This window comes from Pseudomonas sp. yb_5 (assembly GCF_043103865.1).
GTDB lineage: Bacteria > Pseudomonadota > Gammaproteobacteria > Pseudomonadales > Pseudomonadaceae > Aquipseudomonas > Aquipseudomonas putida_Y.
Genome location: NZ_JBICKE010000126.1, coordinates 45,477 through 65,803 on the forward strand (window position 1 = coordinate 45,477; position 20,327 = coordinate 65,803).

General features: G+C 62.6%; 14 protein-coding genes, 1 tRNA gene and 1 pseudogene. 15 read left to right on the forward strand and 1 reads right to left on the reverse strand.

What is annotated here, in order from left to right:
• The first annotated feature begins 112 nt into the window (after positions 1-112).
• The 5 genes and pseudogenes from dnaG to ACF8GF_RS22965 all read left to right on the forward strand — a co-directional run.
• Complete coding sequence (dnaG, locus tag ACF8GF_RS22945) at positions 113-2,095, forward strand: DNA primase (RefSeq protein ID WP_176683510.1); 1,983 nt, start codon at positions 113-115, stop codon at positions 2,093-2,095.
• 67 nt (positions 2,096-2,162) lie between these two features.
• The gene (gene rpoD / locus ACF8GF_RS22950; protein WP_176683511.1) at positions 2,163-4,013 is read left to right on the forward strand and encodes an RNA polymerase sigma factor RpoD; all 1,851 of its coding nucleotides are present in this window, start codon (positions 2,163-2,165) and stop codon (positions 4,011-4,013) included.
• A gap of 127 nt (positions 4,014-4,140) precedes the next feature.
• Positions 4,141-7,884, forward strand: a complete 3,744-nt coding sequence (locus ACF8GF_RS22955) for an EAL domain-containing protein (RefSeq protein WP_392461893.1) — start codon at positions 4,141-4,143, stop codon at positions 7,882-7,884.
• Between the two features lie 16 nt (positions 7,885-7,900).
• Positions 7,901-7,977: transfer RNA gene (locus tag ACF8GF_RS22960), tRNA-Ile, on the forward strand.
• A 48-nt stretch (positions 7,978-8,025) separates the two neighbouring features.
• Positions 8,026-8,145 (forward strand): annotated as a pseudogene (locus ACF8GF_RS22965) (site-specific integrase); the annotation flags it as partial.
• A gap of 393 nt (positions 8,146-8,538) precedes the next feature.
• Here ACF8GF_RS22965 and ACF8GF_RS22970 read toward each other — a convergent pair.
• Entirely contained in the window at positions 8,539-9,093 is a 555-nt protein-coding gene (locus ACF8GF_RS22970; protein ID WP_392487828.1) for a serine acetyltransferase, read from the reverse strand.
• Positions 9,094-9,280: 187 nt separating this feature from the next.
• Between ACF8GF_RS22970 and ACF8GF_RS22975 the strand changes: the two genes are divergently transcribed.
• From ACF8GF_RS22975 to ACF8GF_RS23020, 10 genes are all read left to right on the forward strand, one after another.
• Entirely contained in the window at positions 9,281-9,742 is a 462-nt protein-coding gene (locus ACF8GF_RS22975) for an Lrp/AsnC family transcriptional regulator (RefSeq protein ID WP_003255583.1), read from the forward strand.
• Between the two features lie 312 nt (positions 9,743-10,054).
• Positions 10,055-11,737, forward strand: a complete 1,683-nt coding sequence (locus ACF8GF_RS22980; RefSeq protein ID WP_209968540.1) for an NAD(P)/FAD-dependent oxidoreductase — start codon at positions 10,055-10,057, stop codon at positions 11,735-11,737.
• A 14-nt stretch (positions 11,738-11,751) separates the two neighbouring features.
• Complete coding sequence (locus tag ACF8GF_RS22985; RefSeq protein ID WP_176683518.1) at positions 11,752-12,546, forward strand: carbon-nitrogen hydrolase family protein; 795 nt, start codon at positions 11,752-11,754, stop codon at positions 12,544-12,546.
• Positions 12,547-12,687: 141 nt separating this feature from the next.
• A complete protein-coding gene (gene pqqF / locus ACF8GF_RS22990; protein WP_392487829.1) occupies positions 12,688-14,970 on the forward strand; it encodes a pyrroloquinoline quinone biosynthesis protein PqqF in 2,283 nt (760 codons plus the stop codon).
• Positions 14,971-15,147: 177 nt separating this feature from the next.
• Complete coding sequence (pqqA, locus tag ACF8GF_RS22995) at positions 15,148-15,219, forward strand: pyrroloquinoline quinone precursor peptide PqqA (protein ID WP_003243383.1); 72 nt, start codon at positions 15,148-15,150, stop codon at positions 15,217-15,219.
• 79 nt (positions 15,220-15,298) lie between these two features.
• Entirely contained in the window at positions 15,299-16,210 is a 912-nt protein-coding gene (gene pqqB, locus ACF8GF_RS23000) for a pyrroloquinoline quinone biosynthesis protein PqqB (protein WP_392487830.1), read from the forward strand.
• Between the two features lie 159 nt (positions 16,211-16,369).
• Positions 16,370-17,125, forward strand: a complete 756-nt coding sequence (gene pqqC, locus ACF8GF_RS23005; RefSeq protein WP_003255592.1) for a pyrroloquinoline-quinone synthase PqqC — start codon at positions 16,370-16,372, stop codon at positions 17,123-17,125.
• Entirely contained in the window at positions 17,122-17,397 is a 276-nt protein-coding gene (gene pqqD, locus ACF8GF_RS23010) for a pyrroloquinoline quinone biosynthesis peptide chaperone PqqD (RefSeq protein WP_021782695.1), read from the forward strand. The genes pqqC and pqqD overlap by 4 nt, the downstream gene beginning before the upstream one ends.
• A complete protein-coding gene (pqqE, locus tag ACF8GF_RS23015) occupies positions 17,369-18,529 on the forward strand; it encodes a pyrroloquinoline quinone biosynthesis protein PqqE (RefSeq protein WP_021782694.1) in 1,161 nt (386 codons plus the stop codon). The genes pqqD and pqqE overlap by 29 nt, the downstream gene beginning before the upstream one ends.
• The gene (locus tag ACF8GF_RS23020; RefSeq protein ID WP_392487831.1) at positions 18,495-20,318 is read left to right on the forward strand and encodes a prolyl oligopeptidase family serine peptidase; all 1,824 of its coding nucleotides are present in this window, start codon (positions 18,495-18,497) and stop codon (positions 20,316-20,318) included. The genes pqqE and ACF8GF_RS23020 overlap by 35 nt, the downstream gene beginning before the upstream one ends.
• Positions 20,319-20,327 lie beyond the last annotated feature (9 nt).

The following is a 20,327-nucleotide window of genomic DNA, read 5'->3' on the forward strand; positions in this document are numbered from 1 at the left end:
GAGCCCTTAGGGGCTGGCGACGAGCACATTCCCTCGCACTTCCCCAAGCAGCACTCGCCCCCTTCGGCGCGTGAGCGATTAGACTTGCCAGTTGCCAGATAACGAGACTGCCATGGCCGGGCTGATTCCCCAAAGTTTCATTGACGACCTGATCAACCGCCTCGACATCGTCGACGTGGTGAGTTCGCGCGTCCAGCTGAAAAAAACCGGCAAGAACTACTCCGCCTGCTGCCCGTTCCACAAAGAAAAAACCCCGTCCTTCACGGTCAGCCCCGACAAGCAGTTCTACTACTGCTTCGGTTGTGGCGCCGGTGGCAACGCCTTGGGCTTTGTCATGGACCACGACAACCTGGACTTCCCCCAGGCCGTCGAGGAACTGGCCCGCGCAGCGGGCATGGAAGTGCCCCGCGAGCAAGGCCGCCGCGACCAGAAGCCGCGCCAGCCGACGGACTCGCCGCTGTATCCGCTACTGGACGCCGCCTCGGAGTTCTACCGCCAGGCCCTGCGCAGCCACCCGTCCCGCAAGGCAGCGGTGGACTACCTCAAGGGCCGCGGCCTGTCCGGGGAAATTGCCCGCGACTTCGGCCTGGGCTTTGCCCCGCCCGGCTGGGACAACCTGCTCAAGCACCTGGGTGCCGACACCTTGCAGCAGAAGGTGATGATCGATGCCGGCCTGCTGATCGAAAACGCCGAGAGCGGCAAGCGCTACGACCGCTTCCGCGACCGGGTGATGTTCCCGATACGTGACAGCCGCGGGCGCATCATCGCCTTCGGTGGCCGGGTGCTCGGCGACGACAAGCCCAAGTACCTGAACTCCCCGGAAACCCCGGTGTTCCACAAGGGGCAGGAGCTGTACGGGCTGTACGAGGCACGCAAGCACAACCGCAACCTCGACGAGATCATCGTCGTCGAGGGCTACATGGACGTCATTGCCCTGGCCCAGCAAGGCCTGCGCAATGCCGTGGCCACCCTTGGCACCGCCACCAGCGAAGAGCACCTGAAGCGCCTGTTCCGCGTGGTACCCAGCGTGCTGTTCTGTTTTGACGGCGACCAGGCCGGGCGCAAGGCCGCCTGGCGTGCACTGGAATCGACATTGTCGAACCTGCAGGACGGCCGTCGCGCGCGCTTCCTGTTCCTGCCCGAGGGCGAAGACCCGGACAGCCTGGTGCGCGCCGAAGGTACCGACGCCTTCATGGCCCGCATCAACCAGCACGCCCAACCGCTGGCCGACTACTTCTTCGAGCAACTTGGCGTCGAAGCCGACCCGCGCTCACTGGAAGGCAAGGCGCATATGGCGACCTTGGCCGCACCGCTGATCGAAAAAATCCCCGGCGCCAACCTGCGCCAGCTAATGCGCAACCGCCTGAGGGAAATCACCGGCCTCGACCCGCAGCAGGTCGAGCAGTTGGCGCAACACGCCCCGACGGGCAGCAGCGTGCCGGACTACGACCCTGGCTACGACTACGATGCCATGGCCAGCTACACCCCCGACTACGGCGACATGCCGCAGCACGACTTTGCCCCCGCTCATCAGGAGCAGGCGTGGAAACCCAACAAGGGTGGCAGCAAGAAGCCGTGGAGCGACAAGCCCTGGGACAAGAACCGCAAGGGCGGCAAGCCCTGGCAGCAACGCGACGAAGCACCTCCCCGCGTGCCAGCACCGGTCGAGCCGCCCACCCTGGCCGCCCTGCGAACCCTGCTGCACCATCCGCTGCTGGCCGGCAAGGTGGAGGATGCCAGCCACTTCGCCGACGAAGAACACCTGTACAGCCAACTGCTGGTTGCACTGATCGAAGCCGCGCAGAAAAATCCTGGGCTAAGCTCAATGCAGTTGATCGCACGCTGGCATGGCACCGAACAGGGCCGCCTGCTGCGGGCCCTGGCGGAAAAGGAATGGCTTATCGTGGCCGACAACCTTGAACAACAGTTTTTCGACACCATAACTAGCTTGTCCGCCCGCCAACGCGAGCGCAGCCTGGAACAATTGCTCAGGAAATCACGTCAAAGCGAATTGACCAGCGAGGAAAAAACCCAGCTCCTCGCCCTGCTGAGCCGAAATGTTCCCGCACAAACGCCGACCTCATCTGGCGCGTGAGGCCCATGCTCGGGTATAATCCTCGGCTTGTTTTTTGCCCGCCAAGACCTTCAGTGGATAGGGTGTTATGTCCGGAAAAGCGCAACAGCAGTCTCGTATCAAAGAGTTGATCACCCGCGGTCGTGAGCAGGGCTACCTGACTTACGCGGAGGTCAACGACCACCTGCCTGAGGATATTTCAGATCCGGAACAGGTGGAAGACATCATCCGCATGATCAACGACATGGGGATCAACGTATTCGAGAGTGCTCCGGATGCGGATGCCCTTCTGTTGGCGGAAGCCGACACCGATGAAGCCGCGGCCGAAGAAGCCGCTGCTGCGTTGGCGGCAGTTGAAACCGATATCGGCCGCACGACCGACCCGGTGCGCATGTACATGCGCGAAATGGGTACTGTCGAGCTGCTGACCCGCGAAGGCGAGATCGAAATCGCCAAGCGTATCGAGGAAGGCATTCGTGAAGTCATGGGCGCTATCGCTCACTTCCCGGGCACTGTCGACTACATTCTCGGCGAATATGACCGCGTCACTACCGAGGGTGGCCGCCTGTCGGACGTTCTCAGCGGTTACATCGACCCTGACGACAACATTGCCGCGCCAACCGAAGAAGTGCCGATCCCTGGCGCCAAGGCCGCTGCGGCGAAGGAAGAGTCCGACGACGACGAAGAAGAGTCCGAAAGCGGTGACGACGAGGAAGAGGCCGAGAGCGGCCCGGATCCGGTCGTCGCGGCCCAGCGCTTCGGTGCGGTATCCGATCAGCTTCAGGTAACCTCCAAGGTCCTGAAGAAAAATGGTCGTAACCACAAGGAAAGCATCGAGGCCCTGCAGGCCCTGGCTGACCTGTTCATGCCGATCAAGCTGGTACCGAAGCAGTTCGAGGTACTGGTCGAGCGTGTACGTGACGCCCTGAGCCGTCTGCGACAGCAAGAACGCGCCATCATGCAGCTGTGCGTACGTGACGCCCGCATGCCGCGAGCCGACTTCCTGCGCATGTTCCCGAGCAACGAAACCGACCAGACCTGGAGCGGTGACCTGGCCAAGCGTAACACCAAGTGGGCAGCCGCCCTGGGTGAAAAGAACGCTGCCATCGTCGCTTGCCAGCAGAAGCTGATCGACCTTGAGACCGAAACCGGCCTGACCGTTGCCGAGATCAAGGAAATCAACCGTCGCATGTCGATCGGTGAAGCCAAGGCCCGCCGCGCCAAGAAAGAAATGGTCGAGGCGAACCTGCGTCTGGTGATTTCCATCGCCAAGAAGTACACCAACCGTGGCCTGCAGTTCCTCGACCTGATCCAGGAAGGCAACATCGGCTTGATGAAAGCGGTGGACAAGTTCGAATACCGTCGCGGCTACAAGTTCTCGACCTATGCCACCTGGTGGATCCGTCAGGCGATCACCCGTTCGATCGCCGACCAGGCACGCACCATCCGGATTCCGGTGCACATGATCGAGACGATCAACAAGCTCAACCGTATTTCCCGCCAGATGCTGCAGGAAATGGGTCGTGAACCGACGCCGGAAGAGCTGGGCGAGCGCATGGAAATGCCTGAGGACAAGATCCGCAAGGTACTGAAGATCGCCAAAGAGCCGATCTCCATGGAAACCCCGATCGGTGACGACGAAGATTCGCACCTGGGCGACTTCATCGAGGACTCCACCATGCAGTCCCCGATCGATGTAGCCACGGTCGAAAGCCTCAAGGAAGCCACCCGTGACGTGCTCTCGGGCCTGACTGCACGCGAAGCCAAGGTGCTGCGCATGCGTTTCGGTATCGACATGAACACCGACCACACCCTCGAAGAGGTGGGCAAGCAGTTTGACGTAACGCGTGAGCGGATCCGTCAGATCGAAGCGAAGGCGTTGCGCAAACTGCGCCACCCGACTCGCAGCGAGCACCTGCGCTCCTTCCTCGACGAGTGATGACAAAACCCCGGCCCAGGCCGGGGTTTTTCTTTAGTGGCCCGCCACATAAAGCCCCCCTTCCGTTGCACGCCTGCAGCAATGCCCGTCTACACTCGACTTCAGACCACCTGAGTGCGAGGCTGCCATGTCCTTGAAGCCGGCCATTCTGTTGCTGATCCTGATTCTGTGGAACACAACGGCCGGCGCCCTGACCCTGACAGATGAGGAGAAAACCTGGCTGGCTGCCCACCCGCAGCTCAACCTGGGCGTAGACGCCTCTTGGCCACCGTTCGAGTTTCGCGACCAGGAGGGCCGTTACCAGGGATTGGCCGCCGACTACATCGCCATGATCCAGCAGCGCCTGGGTGTGACGTTCAAACCGGTCGAACCCAGCAGCTGGACCGAGGTGCTGGCGCAGGCGCGGGAAAGCCGTATCGACCTGCTGCCCGGCATCATGTCCACCCCGGAACGCCAGGGCTTCCTGGCCTTCACTCGCCCGTACCTCGACTTCCCCATTGTCATCCTCGCGCACAAAGGCGGCGCACAACCGCGAAAGCTGGCTGACCTGTACGGCCTGAAAATCGCCGTGGTAGAAAACTACGCCCCGCACGAGTTGCTGCGCACCCACCACCCGGACCTCAACCTGGTTGCCCTGCCAAACGTCAGCTCCACGCTGCAAGCCCTGGCCACCGACCAGGTGGATGCCGTGGTCGGCGACCTCGCTTCCAGTATCTGGAGCCTGCGCCAACTCAAGCTCGAAGGCCTCTACGTCAGCGGCGAAACGCCCTACCGTTATCAGCTGGCGATGGCCGTCCCCCGCGACAAGAGCGTGCTGGTCGGCATTCTCGATAAAGTGATGGCCGACATGAGCAGCAGCGAAATCAGCCAGATCCAGCAGCACTGGGTAGGCAATGTGGTCGACCAGCGGATGTTCTGGTCCGACATGCTGGTGTATGGCCTGCCAGCGGTGCTGTTGCTGATGGCTGTACTGGCAGCGGTCATTCGCATCAACCGCCGGCTCAGCTCGGAAATTTCCCGGCGCATCGCCCTGGAGCAAGAGCTGCGCAGCAGCGAATACCACTATCGCGGCCTGGTCGAGAGCCTGTCAGCCATCGCCTGGGAAGCCGATGCCAACGACTTCACCTACAGCTACGTTTCCCCCCATGCCGAGGACCTGCTCGGCTACCCATTGAGTGACTGGCTCAGGCCCGGTTTCTGGCGCAGCATCCTGCACCCGGAGGACGCGCTCTGGGCCCAGGCCTACTGCGACAGCGAGACCGCAGCGGGGCGGGACCACAGCCTGGACTACCGGGTGATCCGGGCTGACGGCCAGCCCCTCTGGGTACGCAACATCGTCAGCATGATCGAACACGGCCACCAGCCCGTGATGCGCGGGCTGATGATCGACATCAGCGAAACCAAGCGCACTGAGGACGCCCTGCGCCTGTCCGAACAGAAGTTCGCCTCGGTATTCCAGCAGTGCCCCGATATCTTGCTGATCGCCCGCCACAGCGATGGCTGCCTGCTGGAGGTAAACGAGGCGTTTGAAGAGCAGATCGGCCTGCCGCCAGACCAGGTCATTGGCCGCACCGCCACCGACCTTGACCTTTGGGGCATAGAAGGCAGTGGCCCGCTCCTGCTTGAAAGGTTGCACCAAGGTGGTATCCGCAACCTGGAAATGAGCTTCCGCCGCAGCAACGGCCAACTGTTCACCGGCCTGACTTCGGCCGAAACCTTCGAACTGGACGGCACGCCCGCGCTGGTTGTGGCAGTACGCGACATCAGCCAGCTGAAGGAGACCCAGCAGCAGCTGCAAACTTCAGAAGAAAAGTTCGCAAAGGCCTTCCACGCCTCGCCCGACGGCCTGCTGCTGTCGCGCCAGAGCGACGGGTTGCTGCTGGAGGTGAACGAGGGCTTCTGCCGCCTCACCGGCTACGCCCTCAACCCAACCATCGACCAGACCTCGCTGGACCTGGGCATCTGGGTCGACCTCAACGAGCGCAAACGCCTGGTCGACCAGCTCAACCGCGACGGCTTCGTGCGCGACTTCACCTGCCATATCCGCCGCAGCGACGGGCAGATCCGCCTTTGCGAGCTGTCCGCCCGGCCCCTGCCGATTACCGGCGTCGACTGCATGCTGACCATCGCCCGCGACATCACCGAGCGTCACCTGATGCAAGAAAAGCTGCAACTGGCCGCCACCGTGTTCGAGAACACTGCCGAAGGCGTGTTGATCACCGACATTGACCAGCGCATCAGTGCCGTCAACCGCGCCTTCAGTGAAATCACCGGCTACAGCGAGATCGAAGCCCTCGGCCAGACCCCGCGCCTGCTCGCCTCTGGCCAGCACGACAGCGCTTTCTATCTGGCCATGTGGCACCAGCTTACCGACGAGGGCCACTGGCAGGGCGAAATCTACAACAAGCGCAAGAACGGCGAACTTTACCCAAGCTGGCTGACCATCAGTGCCGTGCGCAACAGCGACCGCGAGATCACCCACTTCGTGGCGGTTTTTGCAGACATCTCCAGCATCAAGCACGCCCAGGCCAAACTCGACTATCAGGCCCACCACGACCCGCTGACCGGCCTGCCCAATCGCACCCTGTTCGAAAACCGGCTGCAGGGCGTACTCACCTGCGCGCAAGTCTCCAACCGCCAAGGCGCAGTGCTGTTCCTGGACCTCGACCGCTTCAAGCACATCAACGACAGCCTTGGCCACCCGGTCGGTGACCTGCTGCTCAAGGGCATCGCCCAGCGCTTGAAAGAGCAGGTACGCGACGTTGACACCGTAGCCCGCCTGGGTGGCGACGAATTCATTATTCTGCTGCCCGGCCTGCACAAGCCCAGTGACGCCAGCACTATCGCCAACAAGCTACTGGCCTGCTTCAACGCACCGTTCCAGGCCGGCGAGCACGAGTTTTTCACCAGCGCCAGCATCGGCATCAGTCTTTACCCACAGGATGGCACCGACGTCTCCACACTGATCCGCAACGCCGACGCCGCCATGTACCGCTCCAAGGCCAAAGGCCGTAACCGCGTCGAAGCCTACACCCGCGACCTCACCGCCCAGGCCAGCGAGCGCATCGCCCTGGAGCATGAACTGCGCCGGGCCGTCGAACGCAACGAAATGAGCCTGTGCTTCCAGCCCAAGCTCAGCCTTAAAACCCAGAGCCTGGTGGGTGCTGAAGCGCTGATCCGCTGGAGCCACCCGACCTTTGGTGAGGTACCGCCGGAACACTTCATCCACCTGGCGGAAGAGAACGGCACCATCCTGCAGCTCGGCGACTGGGTACTGGAGCAAGCCTGCCGGCAGATGCAGGCCTGGAAGCAGCACTATGAACCCTTCGGCCCGCTGTCGATCAACCTTGCCGGCGCCCAGCTGCGCCACCCACACCTGGCACGGCGCATCGAACAACTGCTCAAGCACCATCAGTTGAAGGCCGGTGACCTGCAGTTGGAAATCACCGAAAACTTCATCATGAGCCAGGCAGAAGAGGCCCTGGCCGTGCTGTACCAGTTGAAGAAACTCGGCGTACAGCTGGCCATCGACGACTTTGGCACCGGCTATTCGTCGCTGAGCTACCTGAAGCGCCTGCCGCTGGACATCCTCAAGATCGACAAGTCGTTCATCCGCGGCCTGCCCGACGACCCACACGACGCCGCCATCGCCCGGGCGATCATTGCCCTGGGCCGCAGCATGCAGTTGACCATCATTGCCGAAGGCGTGGAAAACCAGGCCCAGCAGCGTTTTCTGGCGGCCGAGGGCTGCGAGCAGATCCAGGGCTACATCGTCAGCCTCCCGCTACCACCAGAGGAATTCGCAGCCGCGTTTCTTCGCATAGCACTATCGGATCTTTCAGATGGCACAGGTGCGAAACCCTCGTTATAATCCGCCCACTTACTGAGGGCCTATAGCTCAGTTGGTTAGAGCAGAGGACTCATAATCCTTTGGTCCACGGTTCGAGTCCGTGTGGGCCCACCAGCTTAGAAGCCGCGCACTGCGCGGCTTTTTCATGCCCGCAAGAAATAAATGGTCAGGGGGGTGTACATCCAGCGCAGCGGCGCCGAGCGCATGACCTTGGAAGTGGCGCTGAGACACTATCTCAGCGAAATCAGCCCCACCAAGAAGCCGATCACCCAGCACGCCGATAATCGCGGAAAGGCGCCCTATCGATACTCCAAGCCAAACACCCTAGCTTGAGGATCAGACAATGAGCCGAATAGCCGCCATAATCAGCTCACAAAATGAGCCGAATATGCTCGCTAATCGGCTCACAGATGAGCAAGCCTATGAATGAACCTGGGCCTGCCCCGTGACAACGGACGCCAAGAAGCTGGCTACAGAGCCAACTGCCTCAAGTCTTTGCGTATTCGTTCGGTGCGCTCATCACTGGCGCGGCGCCTGGGGATAAACGAAGAAGGCCGCACCACTGCACGATCCAGTCCATCGGGCGAGGCCATCTACTATGGGCAAACCCATAAGAACCCTCCCAGTCTGCTCCACCACCCCCTCTGCCAACGTTCACAAATGTACCGCTGTTGGTTAACCCCCTCCCGGACGCATCTCGACCTGTCGCGGGTTGTAGAAGGTAATGCCAGGCGGAATGTCCCGCGTAACCAACGACATCGCGCCAATCACCACGTCATCGCCAATGTCGATACGATCAGCAACGATGCAACTGTTGGCGCCCATGCTGACGTTGTCGCCAATGCGCAGGGCGTACTCATCCAGCCCCAGGGTCTTGATGCCGATCGAGCAGTTCTGCCGGACGAAGAAATTGCGCCCGATGCTGACGTACCGGGTAATCACCACCCCAGGCAGGTGCGCGATGCGCAGGCCGGGGGCGATCTGGGCGCAGATGTCGATGTCTATGGCGTACTTTAGGTTGAGCCGCTGCTGCATGCGCCTGGCGTGGCGCCGGGCCAGGCCGCCGCGGGCGTCGAGGTACTGGGCCAGGCGATAGGCGAAGAGAAAACGTAGTTTGTTGTCCTTGCGTGCGCGGCGCAGCACGTTGAACAGTAGGCTGATACGGCGTCCGGGCCTTTTCTTGTTGGCGACTTCCAGTCGCCAGCATTCGAGCAGGTGGTCGAGGTTCACGCTGAGGTTCCCGTTGGACTACCGCTTCATCATGCCGAATTAGTGCCGAAGACGCAGCCTTCAGAGATACGCGGCCGTTCTCACAGAAAGTGCCAAACCGACGCCATCAACGGTGATCGACTGCACCTGGCCTTGCCCTGATTGGCACAGGCTGGCTAGGCTAGCGGGCCAACCGTAGAGACTCGCCATGTCGGATTCCCGCTCCATCACGCTGGATGAAATCGATCGCCAGCTGATCGCCCTGCTGCAAATCAACGCCCGCGAAAGCGTCGCCACCCTCGCCCGCCAGTTGGGCATCGCCCGCACCACCGTCAATTCGCGCCTGGAGCGGCTGGAGAAAAACAAGGTTATCTCCGGCTATGGCGTACGCCTGGGCCAGAGTGTGATAGGCGGCGGGTTGCAGGCGTATGTCGGGATCAAGGTACAGCCGCGTTCCGGCAAGGACGTGGTGCGGCGCCTGAGTGCCATGGGCCAGGTGCAGCAGCTGTGTGCGGTAAGCGGCGAATTCGACTATGTGGCCTGGCTGCGTACGGACTCGCCCGAGCAGCTGGATCAGTTGCTCGACCAGATTGGCAGTGTCGACGGGGTGGAGAAAACCACCACGTCGATCATTCTCAGCAGCAAGGTGGACCGTGGACAGCCGCTTTGAACGGACTGGCGCTCGGGTGGGGTTATCGATGAGGCCGGTTGTAGGAGCGGGTTTACCCGCGAATGGGGCAGAGAATCTACCGACGCATTCGCGGGTAAACCCGCTCCTACAAAGGGCCAGGGCGGTTTTTGAATTACCTCGACCGCCTTCCTCGTCTTAATGAACATGAGCTTAATCATTACGACGAAACTAACTACATTCAGACAACACTCTGCACCTTAATTACGAACACCCCACTCCCTAAAATGACAGCCAGGCATCTCCTATACTCAGGCTCCGCTCCTCGCGCAGCCTCTCTGGCAAGGTCATTTCATGAACAAGAAGAACCGCCACCCCGCCGACGGCAAGAAGCCAATCACCATTTTCGGCCCGGACTTCCCTTTTGCTTTCGACGACTGGCTGGAACACCCGGCAGGCCTGGGCAGCATTCCGGCTGAGCGCCATGGGGAAGAGGTGGCCATTGTCGGTGCCGGTATCGCCGGCCTGGTAGCGGCCTACGAGCTGATGAAGCTGGGCCTCAAGCCGGTGGTGTACGAGGCGTCCAGGCTGGGCGGCCGGCTGCGCTCGCAAGCCTTCAATGGCACTGACGGGATCGTTGCCGAGCTGGGTGGCATGCGCTTCCCGGTGTCGTCCACCGCCTTCTACCACTACGTCGACAAGCTGGGCCTGGAAACCAAACCCTTCCCCAACCCGCTGACCCCGGCTTCGGGCAGCACAGTGATCGACCTGGAAGGCCAGACCTACTACGCCGAGAAGCCCACCGACCTGCCGCAACTGTTTCATGAGGTCGCCGACGCCTGGGCCGATGCGCTGGAGAGCGGTGCGCAGTTCGCCGATATCCAGCAGGCCATCCGCGACCGTGATGTACCGCGCCTGAAGGAACTCTGGAACAAGCTGGTGCCGCTGTGGGACGACCGCACCTTCTACGACTTCGTCGCCACCTCGCGCTCTTTTGCCAAGCTGAGCTTCCAGCACCGGGAAGTGTTCGGCCAGGTCGGTTTCGGCACCGGCGGTTGGGACTCGGACTTCCCCAACTCGATGCTGGAAATCTTCCGCGTGGTGATGACCAACTGCGACGACCACCAGCACCTGGTGGTCGGGGGCGTGGAACAAGTGCCACAGGGCATCTGGCGCCACGTACCGGAACGCTGCGTGCATTGGCCAGAGGGCACCAGCCTGAGCACGCTGCATGGCGGCGCACCACGTACCGGGGTCAAGCGCATTGCCCGCGCCGCCGATGGCCGCCTGGCGGTCACCGACAACTGGGGCGATACCCGCCACTACAGCGCAGTACTCGCCACCTGCCAGACCTGGTTGCTGACCACCCAGATCGACTGCGAGGAATCGCTGTTCTCGCAAAAGATGTGGATGGCCCTGGACCGTACCCGCTACATGCAGTCGTCGAAAACCTTCGTCATGGTCGACCGCCCGTTCTGGAAGGACAAGGACCCGGAAACCGGCCGTGACTTGCTGAGCATGACCCTCACCGATCGACTCACCCGCGGCACTTACCTGTTCGACAACGGCAACGACAAGCCCGGGGTGATCTGCCTGTCGTACTCGTGGATGAGCGACGCACTGAAGATGCTGCCGCACCCGGTGGAAAAGCGCGTGCAACTGGCCTTGGATGCGCTGAAGAAGATCTACCCGAAGACCGATATCGCCGGCCATATCATCGGCGACCCGATCACGGTTTCCTGGGAGGCCGACCCGTACTTCCTCGGCGCCTTCAAAGGCGCGCTTCCCGGCCATTACCGCTACAACCAGCGCATGTACGCGCACTTCATGCAGCAGGACATGCCAGCGGAGCAGCGCGGTATCTTCATTGCCGGGGACGACGTGTCATGGACCCCCGCCTGGGTTGAAGGCGCGGTGCAGACGTCGCTGAATGCGGTGTGGGGTATCATGAACCACTTGGGTGGCCACACCCACCCCGACAACCCAGGCCCAGGCGATGTGTTCAACGAAATCGGCCCGATCGCCCTGGCGGATTGAGACAAGGAGGCACCATGCGCATCGCTCTGTACCAAGGTGCACCCAAGCCACTGGACGTGCCCGGCAACCTGCAACGGCTGCGCCACCAGGCGCAGCTGGCGGCCGCACAAGGCGCCCGGTTGCTGGTCTGCCCGGAGATGTTCCTGACCGGCTACAACATCGGCCTGGCCCAGGTCGAGCGCCTGGCCGAGGCCGCCGATGGCCCGGCAGCCATGACCGTGGTGGAAATCGCCCAGGCGCATCGCATCGCCATTGTCTATGGCTACCCGGAGCGCGGCGATGACGGGGCGATCTACAACAGCGTGCAGTTGATCGATGCGCATGGCCGCAGCCTGAGCAATTACCGCAAGACCCACCTGTTCGGTGAACTGGACCGCTCAATGTTCAGCCCAGGCGCCGACCACTTCCCGGTAGTGGAACTGGAAGGCTGGAAGGTTGGCCTGCTGATCTGCTACGACATCGAGTTCCCGGAGAACGCCCGGCGCCTGGCGCTGGATGGCGCCGAGCTGATCCTGGTGCCGACGGCGAACATGACGCCGTACGACTTTACCTGCCAGGTGACCGTGAGGGCACGGGCGCAGGAAAACCAGTGCTACCTGGTATATGCCAACTACTGCGGCGCGGAAGACGAGATCCAGTATTGCGGGCAGAGCAGCATCATCGGCCCGGATGGCAGTTTACTGGCCATGGCTGGGCGGGATGAGTGCCAGTTGTTGGCAGAGCTGGAACATGAACGGGTGGTGCAGGGGCGCATGGCGTTTCCCTACCTGATCGACTTGCGCCAGGAACTGCACCTGCGTAAAGGCTGACAGGGGCCGCTATGCGGCCCATTCGCGGGCACGCCCGCTCCCACGGGATCTGCGCTGCCTTTCATACCGGCGCCATACCCCGCGAATAGGCCGAGCCTGCAAACAAATCGGTTAGCATGGAAAGCCGCCACCGGAGCCCCCATGTCTGACGCCACTCGCCAACTCACCCTCGTCAACGGCTTGCAGTTGACCCTGCGCCACGCCCCGCGCCTCAAACGCTCGGCCGCCGCACTGCGGGTGCATGCGGGCAGCCACGACGCACCTGCCAAATGGCCCGGTCTGGCGCACTTCCTCGAACACCTGTTCTTCCTCGGTACCCCGCGCTTCCCGCTGGAAGACGGCCTGATGCGCTACGTACAAGCCCTGGGCGGACAGGTCAACGCCAGCACCCGTGAACGCGCCACCGACTTTTTCTTCGAGGTGCCACCCAACGCGCTAGGCGGCGGTCTCGAGCGCCTGTGCCAAATGCTGGCAGAACCGGATCTGGGCATCGAACGCCAACGCCGTGAACGCGAAGTGATCCACGCCGAATTCATCGCCTGGTCGCGCAATCCATCGGCCCAACAACAGTTCGCCCTGCTGCAGTCAGTGTCAGACAAGCATCCACTGGGCGCTTTTCATGCTGGCAATCGATACACCCTGGCCTTGCACGATGCGGCCTTCCAGCAAGCGCTTGCGGGCTTTCATCAGCGCTTCTACCAAGGCGGCCAGATCTGCTTGAGCCTTTGCGGGCCACAGCCGCTGGATGAACTTGAACGCCTTGCCCGGCAGCACGCCGAACTGTTCGCCGCAGGTGAGCGCGTGCCGCGAGCGCTGCCGCCGCCACTGCCCGCACTGGCTAACGTTCTGACCTTCACTCACCAAGGCCTGCCCAGCGGCGCCGAGCAAGCCTTGGAACTGCTGTTCGCTTACCTGGAGGACAGCCGCCCAGGTACCTGGCTGGGCGCGCTTCGCGAGCGTGGCTGGCTACAAAGCTTCACGGCCGAAAGGCTGTATGCGTTCGCCGGTCAGCTGCTGTGGCACCTTGACCTGAAGCTAAGTACCGACGCTTGCCCGGACGAAACCTGCGCCCTGCTGCAAGGTTGGTTCAGGTTCATCCGCCAGGCCGACCGCGAACAGTTGAACCACCAATTCGGCTTGCTGCAGCGCAGCCGTGCGCACAGTGCCAGCGCGCTCGAGCTCGCCCGCCGGGACAGCACAGGCCAGCCGTTCGCCAAGCTGGATACCCAAGGGTTGCAGGCGCTTGGCGCCCTGCTGGAAAGCCTGCCAGGTAGCGACCATGGCAATTGGCAGCACTTGCCAGTCGACCCATTGCTGATGGCAGACCTGCCCCATGCCAAGGCGCAGCCGCTGCCGGCAGCGCTGAAGATCAGTGACCAGCTCCCGCCCACGCGCCAATACGCTGCGCTGTACCTGCGCTGGCATGTACCTTCACCTTTGCGCCAGCCCTTGCAGCGTGTGCTGGAACAGGCCCTGGCACCACTGCAGGAACGTTGTGACCGCGCCTCCGTGCAACTGCAGTACAGCAGCGCCGGAGAATACTGGCAGTTGCGCTGCGCCGGCCTGCCAGCAGCAGTGCTGCGCGCAGTGGAACAAGCATTGGCCTTGATGCTCAAGCCACCTGCCAGTTGCTGGCTGCCCTGCACGGCGCAGCCCCCGGTCCTGATCCCCATCAGGGCCCTGCTCAAGCAACTGCCAGACGCGGTACGGGGTAGCCTGCCCGCAGCGGTGCCCGCCGACACGCTGAACCAGCGGCAACTCGACAGCCTGTGGCTGCACACCGAGTGGCATGGCATGGCTGCAGGCTTCGAGGATACCGCGCTAAACGCCTTGGGCACTGCGCTGCAGCAGTGCCCTGGGCAAGGCTCGCGGCCTGGCCCCCTGCCAACATGGGCAAACCACCGCTGGCAGCACGCCCAAGTGCCAGGCAGCGAACATGCCCTGCTGCTGTTCTACCCGTTGCCTGCGGCCAAAGAAGCCGCAGGCCGTCTGTTAGCCCAGTTGCTGCAAGGGCCGGTTTACCAACGCCTGCGGGTGGAATTGCAACTCGGTTATGCGGTGTTCAGCGCCTTTCGTCAGGTCGAGGGGGTCGGTGGGCTGCTGTTCGGCGTGCAGTCCCCCCACACCGGCCAGGCACAGGTGCTCGGCCACCTGCTCGACCTGCTGCGCCATGGCGTCACCCTTGACCCGGCCGCTCGCCAGGCATTGGCTGGGCAATTCGACGAGCCCGCCATGGCCAACGCCGATGTCGCCGAATGGGCGTGGCAGACATACTTGGCCACACAACCCAATAGGCTGGATGTGCTGCGCAGGTCTATTCTGACTACGCGGCAGACGGATCTGGACCACCTGCTGAGCAACCTGCTCGACACAGGTTCCGCTTGGCTATGCTTGGCCAACGCTGCCGCGCCAGACACTTCCTGACAGGGCGAAAATCGATGATTATTACGCGAACTGCAACGGCGCTTCTCGAATAATTAACCTTCCGGTTCAAATTTTTCTTGTAAGATAGCGCAATCCCGGTTTCAGGGAACTGCCAACGCATGGCGGTACCCAAGTAGTAGCTGAACAACCCAACCCTCATTCGGAAGGAGTAATTCCATGTGGACCAAACCTGCATACACTGACCTGCGTATCGGCTTCGAAGTTACTATGTACTTCGCTAACCGCTAAGCCAGGCTTAGGGTTTCACGCCTCGGCCTGCCGGGGCGTTTTCGTTTTTTCCGATCCGGTTTCTGCATAGAGAGTGGCCATGTACATCCAGGTTCTCGGCTCCGCCGCCGGTGGCGGGTTCCCGCAGTGGAACTGCAACTGCGTCAACTGCAAGGGCTACCGTGATGGCACCCTGCAAGCCACGGCGCGCACCCAGTCATCCATCGCCCTGTCCGACGACGGTGTGCACTGGATACTGTGCAATGCCTCGCCCGACATCCGCGCCCAACTGCAGGCTTTTGCGCCGATGCAGCCGGCCCGGGCCCTGCGCGACACCGGCATCAACGCCATCGTCCTGCTGGACAGCCAGATCGACCACACCACCGGCCTGCTCAGCCTGCGCGAAGGCTGCCCGCATCAGGTGTGGTGCACGGACATGGTCCACCAGGACCTGACCACCGGTTTCCCGCTGTTCAACATGCTCAGCCACTGGAACGGTGGCCTGCAGTGGAACCGTATCGAGCTGGAAGGCAGCTTCGTGATCGACGCCTGCCCCAACCTCAAGTTCACCCCCTTCCCCCTGCGCAGCGCCGCGCCGCCATATTCGCCGCACCGCTTCGACCCGCACCCGGGCGACAACCTTGGCTTGCTGGTAGAGGACACCCGCACCGGCGGCAAGCTGTTCTACGCCCCGGGCCTGGGCCAGGTCGACGACAATCTGCTGGCGATGATGCACGGTGCCGACTGCCTGCTGGTCGACGGCACCCTGTGGGAAGACGACGAAATGCAGCGCCGTGGCGTGGGCACCCGCACCGGCCGCGAGATGGGTCACCTGGCCCAGAACGGCCCTGGCGGCATGCTGGAAGTGCTCGACGGCTTCCCGCGCCAGCGCAAAGTGCTTATCCACATCAACAACACCAACCCGATTCTCGATGAAAACTCCCCCGAGCGCGCCGAAGTCCTGCGCCGCGGTGTGGAAGTTGCCTTCGATGGCATGAGCATCGAGTTGTAAAACAGTCCGTGATGCGACACAGGCCCTGTGGGAGCGGGCATGCCCGCGAAGCATCCAACACGGTGTATGGCACCGGCTTCGCCGGTGTTCGCGGGCATGCCCGCTCCCACAGGGTGAATATGTGTCAGCCCTGACAATCGCTTTACAGGAGCCAGCCGAATGAGCGACGCACTGCCAATGTCCCCTGCCGAATTCGAGCAGGCCCTGCGCGCCAAGGGCGCCTATTACCACATCCATCACCCGTACCACGTGGCGATGTACCAGGGGCGCGCCACCCGCGAGCAGATCCAGGGCTGGGTGGCCAACCGCTTTTATTACCAAGTCAACATCCCGATGAAAGATGCCGCGATCCTGGCCAACTGCCCGGACCGCGAAGTGCGCCGCGAGTGGATCCAGCGCCTGCTCGACCACGATGGTGCGCCTGGCGAGGATGGCGGCATCGAAGCCTGGCTGCGCCTGGGCCAGGCTGTCGGGCTGGACCCGGACCAATTGCGCTCGCAAGAACTGGTATTGCCTGGCGTGCGCTTTGCTGTGGACGCCTACGTCAACTTCGCCCGCCGCGCCAGCTGGCAGGAAGCCGCCAGCAGCTCGCTGACCGAGCTGTTCGCCCCGCAAATCCACCAGTCACGTCTGGACAGCTGGCCACAGCACTACCCGTGGATCGACCCCGCCGGCTACGAGTATTTCCGTACCCGCCTGGGCCAGGCTCGACGCGATGTGGAACACGGCCTGGCGATTACCCTGCAGCACTACACCACCCGTGCGGGCCAGGAGCGTATGCTGGAGATACTGCAGTTCAAACTGGATATCCTCTGGAGCATGCTCGATGCCATGAGCATGGCCTACGAACTGAACCGCCCACCCTATCATTCCGTCACCCAGGAACGGGTGTGGCACAAGGGAATCACCCTATGAGTTTCGACCGTAACCAGGTACCGAACTGGCGCCCCGGCTATCGTTTCCAGTACGAGCCGGCGCAAAAGGGCCATGTGTTGCTGTACCCCGAAGGCATGATCAAGCTCAACGACAGCGCGAGCCTGATCGGTGGCCTGATCGACGGCCAGCGTGACGTGGCAGCAATTATCAGCGAACTCGAACAGCAATTCCCCGGTGTCCCGCAAGTGGCGGACGACATCGAGCAGTTCATGGAGGTGGCCCGTGCCGAACACTGGATCGTCCTCGCCTGAGTTGCCGCCTACCCCCGAGGTCGGCCTGCCGCTGTGGCTGCTGGCCGAACTCACCTACCGCTGCCCGCTGCAGTGCCCTTACTGCTCCAACCCGCTGGACTTCGCCGCCCAGGGCCAGGAGCTGAGCACCGAACAGTGGTTCAAGGTCATGGCTGAAGCGCGGGAAATGGGTGCCGCACAAATCGGCTTTTCCGGCGGTGAACCACTGGTACGCCAGGACCTTGCCCAGCTGATAGCAGAGGCCCGCCGCCTGGGTTACTACACCAACCTGATCACCTCGGGCATTGGCCTGACCGAGGCACGCATCGCCGAATTCAAGAAGGCTGGCCTGGACCATATCCAGATCAGCTTCCAGGCCAGCGACGAGCAGGTGAACAACCTGCTGGCCGGCTCGAAAAAGGCTTTTGCACAGAAGCTGGAAATGGCCCGCGCGGTGAAAGCCCATGGCTACCCGATGGTGCTCAACTTCGTCACCCATCGGCACAACATCGACAAGATCGACCGCATCATCGAGTTGTGCATTGCCCTGGAGGCCGACTTTGTCGAGCTCGCCACTTGCCAGTTCTATGGCTGGGCGCACCTCAACCGCCTGGGGCTGCTGCCAACCCGCGCGCAGCTCGAGCGGGCCGAACGTATCACCAACGAATACCGGGACAAGCTCAAGGCCGAGGGCAACCCGTGCAAGCTTATTTTCGTAACCCCTGACTACTACGAAGAGCGCCCCAAGGCCTGCATGAACGGCTGGGGCAACCTGTTCCTCACCATCACCCCGGACGGCACCGCATTGCCCTGCCACGGCGCCCGCCAGCTACCCGTGCAGTTCCCGAATGTACGCGACCACGACTTGCACCATATCTGGTATGAATCGTTCGGTTTCAACCGCTTCCGTGGCTATGAGTGGATGCGCGAACCTTGCCGCTCCTGCGACGAGAAAGAAAAGGACTTCGGCGGCTGTCGCTGCCAGGCCTTCATGCTGACCGGCGATGCCAGCAATGCCGACCCGGTGTGCGCCAAGTCGACCGAGCACGGCATCATCCTCAAAGCCCGCGAGGAGGCAGAAACCGCCCAGCTCGCGATCGAACAGATGACCTTCCGCAATGATCGAAACTCCCGTGTCATCGCCCGCGGCTGAATTCAGCGCGGCCCAGGCAGTGGCCGCCGGTACCGACTTCGCCGAACTCAAGGTCAGTGCCGACGGGCTGTTCTGGAACGAATTCCGCCCGGCCGACGGTGCTTGCCGTATCTGGCACTGGTTGCACTACCAAGCCCGCTGCCTGACCCCGGACGGCTTCAGCGTGCGCAGTCGAGTCTACGAATATGGTGGTGGCAGCTTCTGCCTGGGCGGCGACGGGCTGGTGTTCGTCAACGAAAAGGACCAGCAGGTCTACACCCAGCCGCTGGACGATCTGTTACCACGTGCACTGACCCAGGATGCCAGCTGCCGCTATGGCGATGTGCAGTGGCACGACGGCCACGTACTGGCCGTCGAAGAGCGCCATGCCGAGCAGGTAGAGCACCGCCTGGTCGCTTTGGGTGACAGCAGCCGCGAGGTGCTCGCCGAGGGCGCCGACTTCTACGCCTCGCCTGCCGTCAGTGCCGATGGCCAGCGCCTGGCGTGGATCGAATGGGACCGCCCGGCGCAGCCCTGGACCGTCACCCGGCTGATGTGTCGCACGCGCGATGCCAGCGGCCACTGGGGGCCGGCGCAATGTGTAGCCGCCGCAGAAGAATCGTTGCAACAACCACGCTTCGATGCCGAAGGTCGACTCTACTGCCTGTCCGACCGCAATGGCTTCTGGCAACCCTGGGGTGAGGTCGATGGCCAATGGCAGGCGTTGCCTGCCGAACCGGCGGACCATGCTGCTGCGCCTTGGCAATTGGGGACCTGTTCCTGGTTGGCACTGAGCCCGCAAAGCTACCTGGCCAGCTGGTTCGAAGACGGCTTCGGGCAATTGGGGCTGCGTGGCGAAGATGGCCGTATGGAGCATTTCGCCAGTGCCTACACACGCTTTCGCAGCCTGGCCATGGACAGCGAACACCTGTATGCCATTGCCGCCTCGCCCATCAGCCCACCAGCAGTCATTGCCATTGACCGCAGCAACCACGACGTACGTGTGCTGGCCGGCGGTGCCGAAATGCTGCCGGCAGGGCAAATCAGCCTGCCGCAGTCGATCCACTACGGCAGTGGCGGCGAGCAGGCCCACGGTTTCTTCTACCCGCCAGCGCAGTCGCAAGGCGCCGCACCGCTGGTGGTGTTCATCCACGGCGGGCCAACCTCAGCCTGCTATCCCGTGCTCGACCCGCGCATCCAGTACTGGACCCAGCGTGGCTTTGCCGTGGCCGACCTCAACTACCGGGGCAGCACCGGCTATGGTCGGGAATACCGCCAGGCCCTGCACCAGCGCTGGGGCGAGAGCGATGTGGCCGATGCCTGCGCGGCGGTCGAATACCTGGCTGCTCAAGGCCTGGTCGACAAGCACAAGGCGTTTATCCGCGGCGGTAGCGCCGGTGGCTACACCACCTTGTGCGCCTTGGCGTTCCATGACGTGTTCCGCGCTGGCGCCAGCCTCTATGGGGTCAGCGACCCGCTAGCCCTTGGCCGTGCCACGCACAAGTTCGAAGGGGATTACCTGGACTGGCTGATCGGCGACCCGCAGCGCGACGCTGAACGCTATCGCCAGCGCACGCCGCTGCTGCATGCGCAGCGCATCAAGGTGCCGGTGATTTTCTTCCAGGGTGAGCTGGATGCGGTGGTGGTGCCGGAGCAGACACGCGCCATGTTGGCGGCGCTACAGGCCAACGGGATCGACGCTGAAGGGCATTTTTATGCGGAGGAGCGGCACGGGTTCCGCAAAGCGCAGAACCTGGCGCATGCCTTGGAAGAAGAGTGGAAATTCTATTGCCGGGTGTTGGCGCAATAGTTCCAGGCG

Bases quoted from the DNA above. Each gene is read 5' to 3' on its own strand.
- pqqB (WP_392487830.1), top strand. From the start codon at position 15,299: ATGTACATCCAGGTTCTCGGCTCCGCCGCCGGTGGCGGGTTCCCGCAG.
- pqqC (WP_003255592.1), top strand. From the start codon at position 16,370: ATGAGCGACGCACTGCCAATGTCCCCTGCCGAATTCGAGCAGGCCCTG.
- ACF8GF_RS22975 (WP_003255583.1), top strand. From the start codon at position 9,281: ATGTCGGATTCCCGCTCCATCACGCTGGATGAAATCGATCGCCAGCTG.
- pqqF (WP_392487829.1), top strand. From the start codon at position 12,688: ATGTCTGACGCCACTCGCCAACTCACCCTCGTCAACGGCTTGCAGTTG.
- rpoD (WP_176683511.1), top strand. From the start codon at position 2,163: ATGTCCGGAAAAGCGCAACAGCAGTCTCGTATCAAAGAGTTGATCACC.
- ACF8GF_RS22980 (WP_209968540.1), top strand. From the start codon at position 10,055: ATGAACAAGAAGAACCGCCACCCCGCCGACGGCAAGAAGCCAATCACC.
- ACF8GF_RS22955 (WP_392461893.1), top strand. From the start codon at position 4,141: ATGTCCTTGAAGCCGGCCATTCTGTTGCTGATCCTGATTCTGTGGAAC.
- dnaG (WP_176683510.1), top strand. From the start codon at position 113: ATGGCCGGGCTGATTCCCCAAAGTTTCATTGACGACCTGATCAACCGC.
- pqqD (WP_021782695.1), top strand. From the start codon at position 17,122: ATGAGTTTCGACCGTAACCAGGTACCGAACTGGCGCCCCGGCTATCGT.
- ACF8GF_RS23020 (WP_392487831.1), top strand. From the start codon at position 18,495: ATGATCGAAACTCCCGTGTCATCGCCCGCGGCTGAATTCAGCGCGGCC.
- ACF8GF_RS22985 (WP_176683518.1), top strand. From the start codon at position 11,752: ATGCGCATCGCTCTGTACCAAGGTGCACCCAAGCCACTGGACGTGCCC.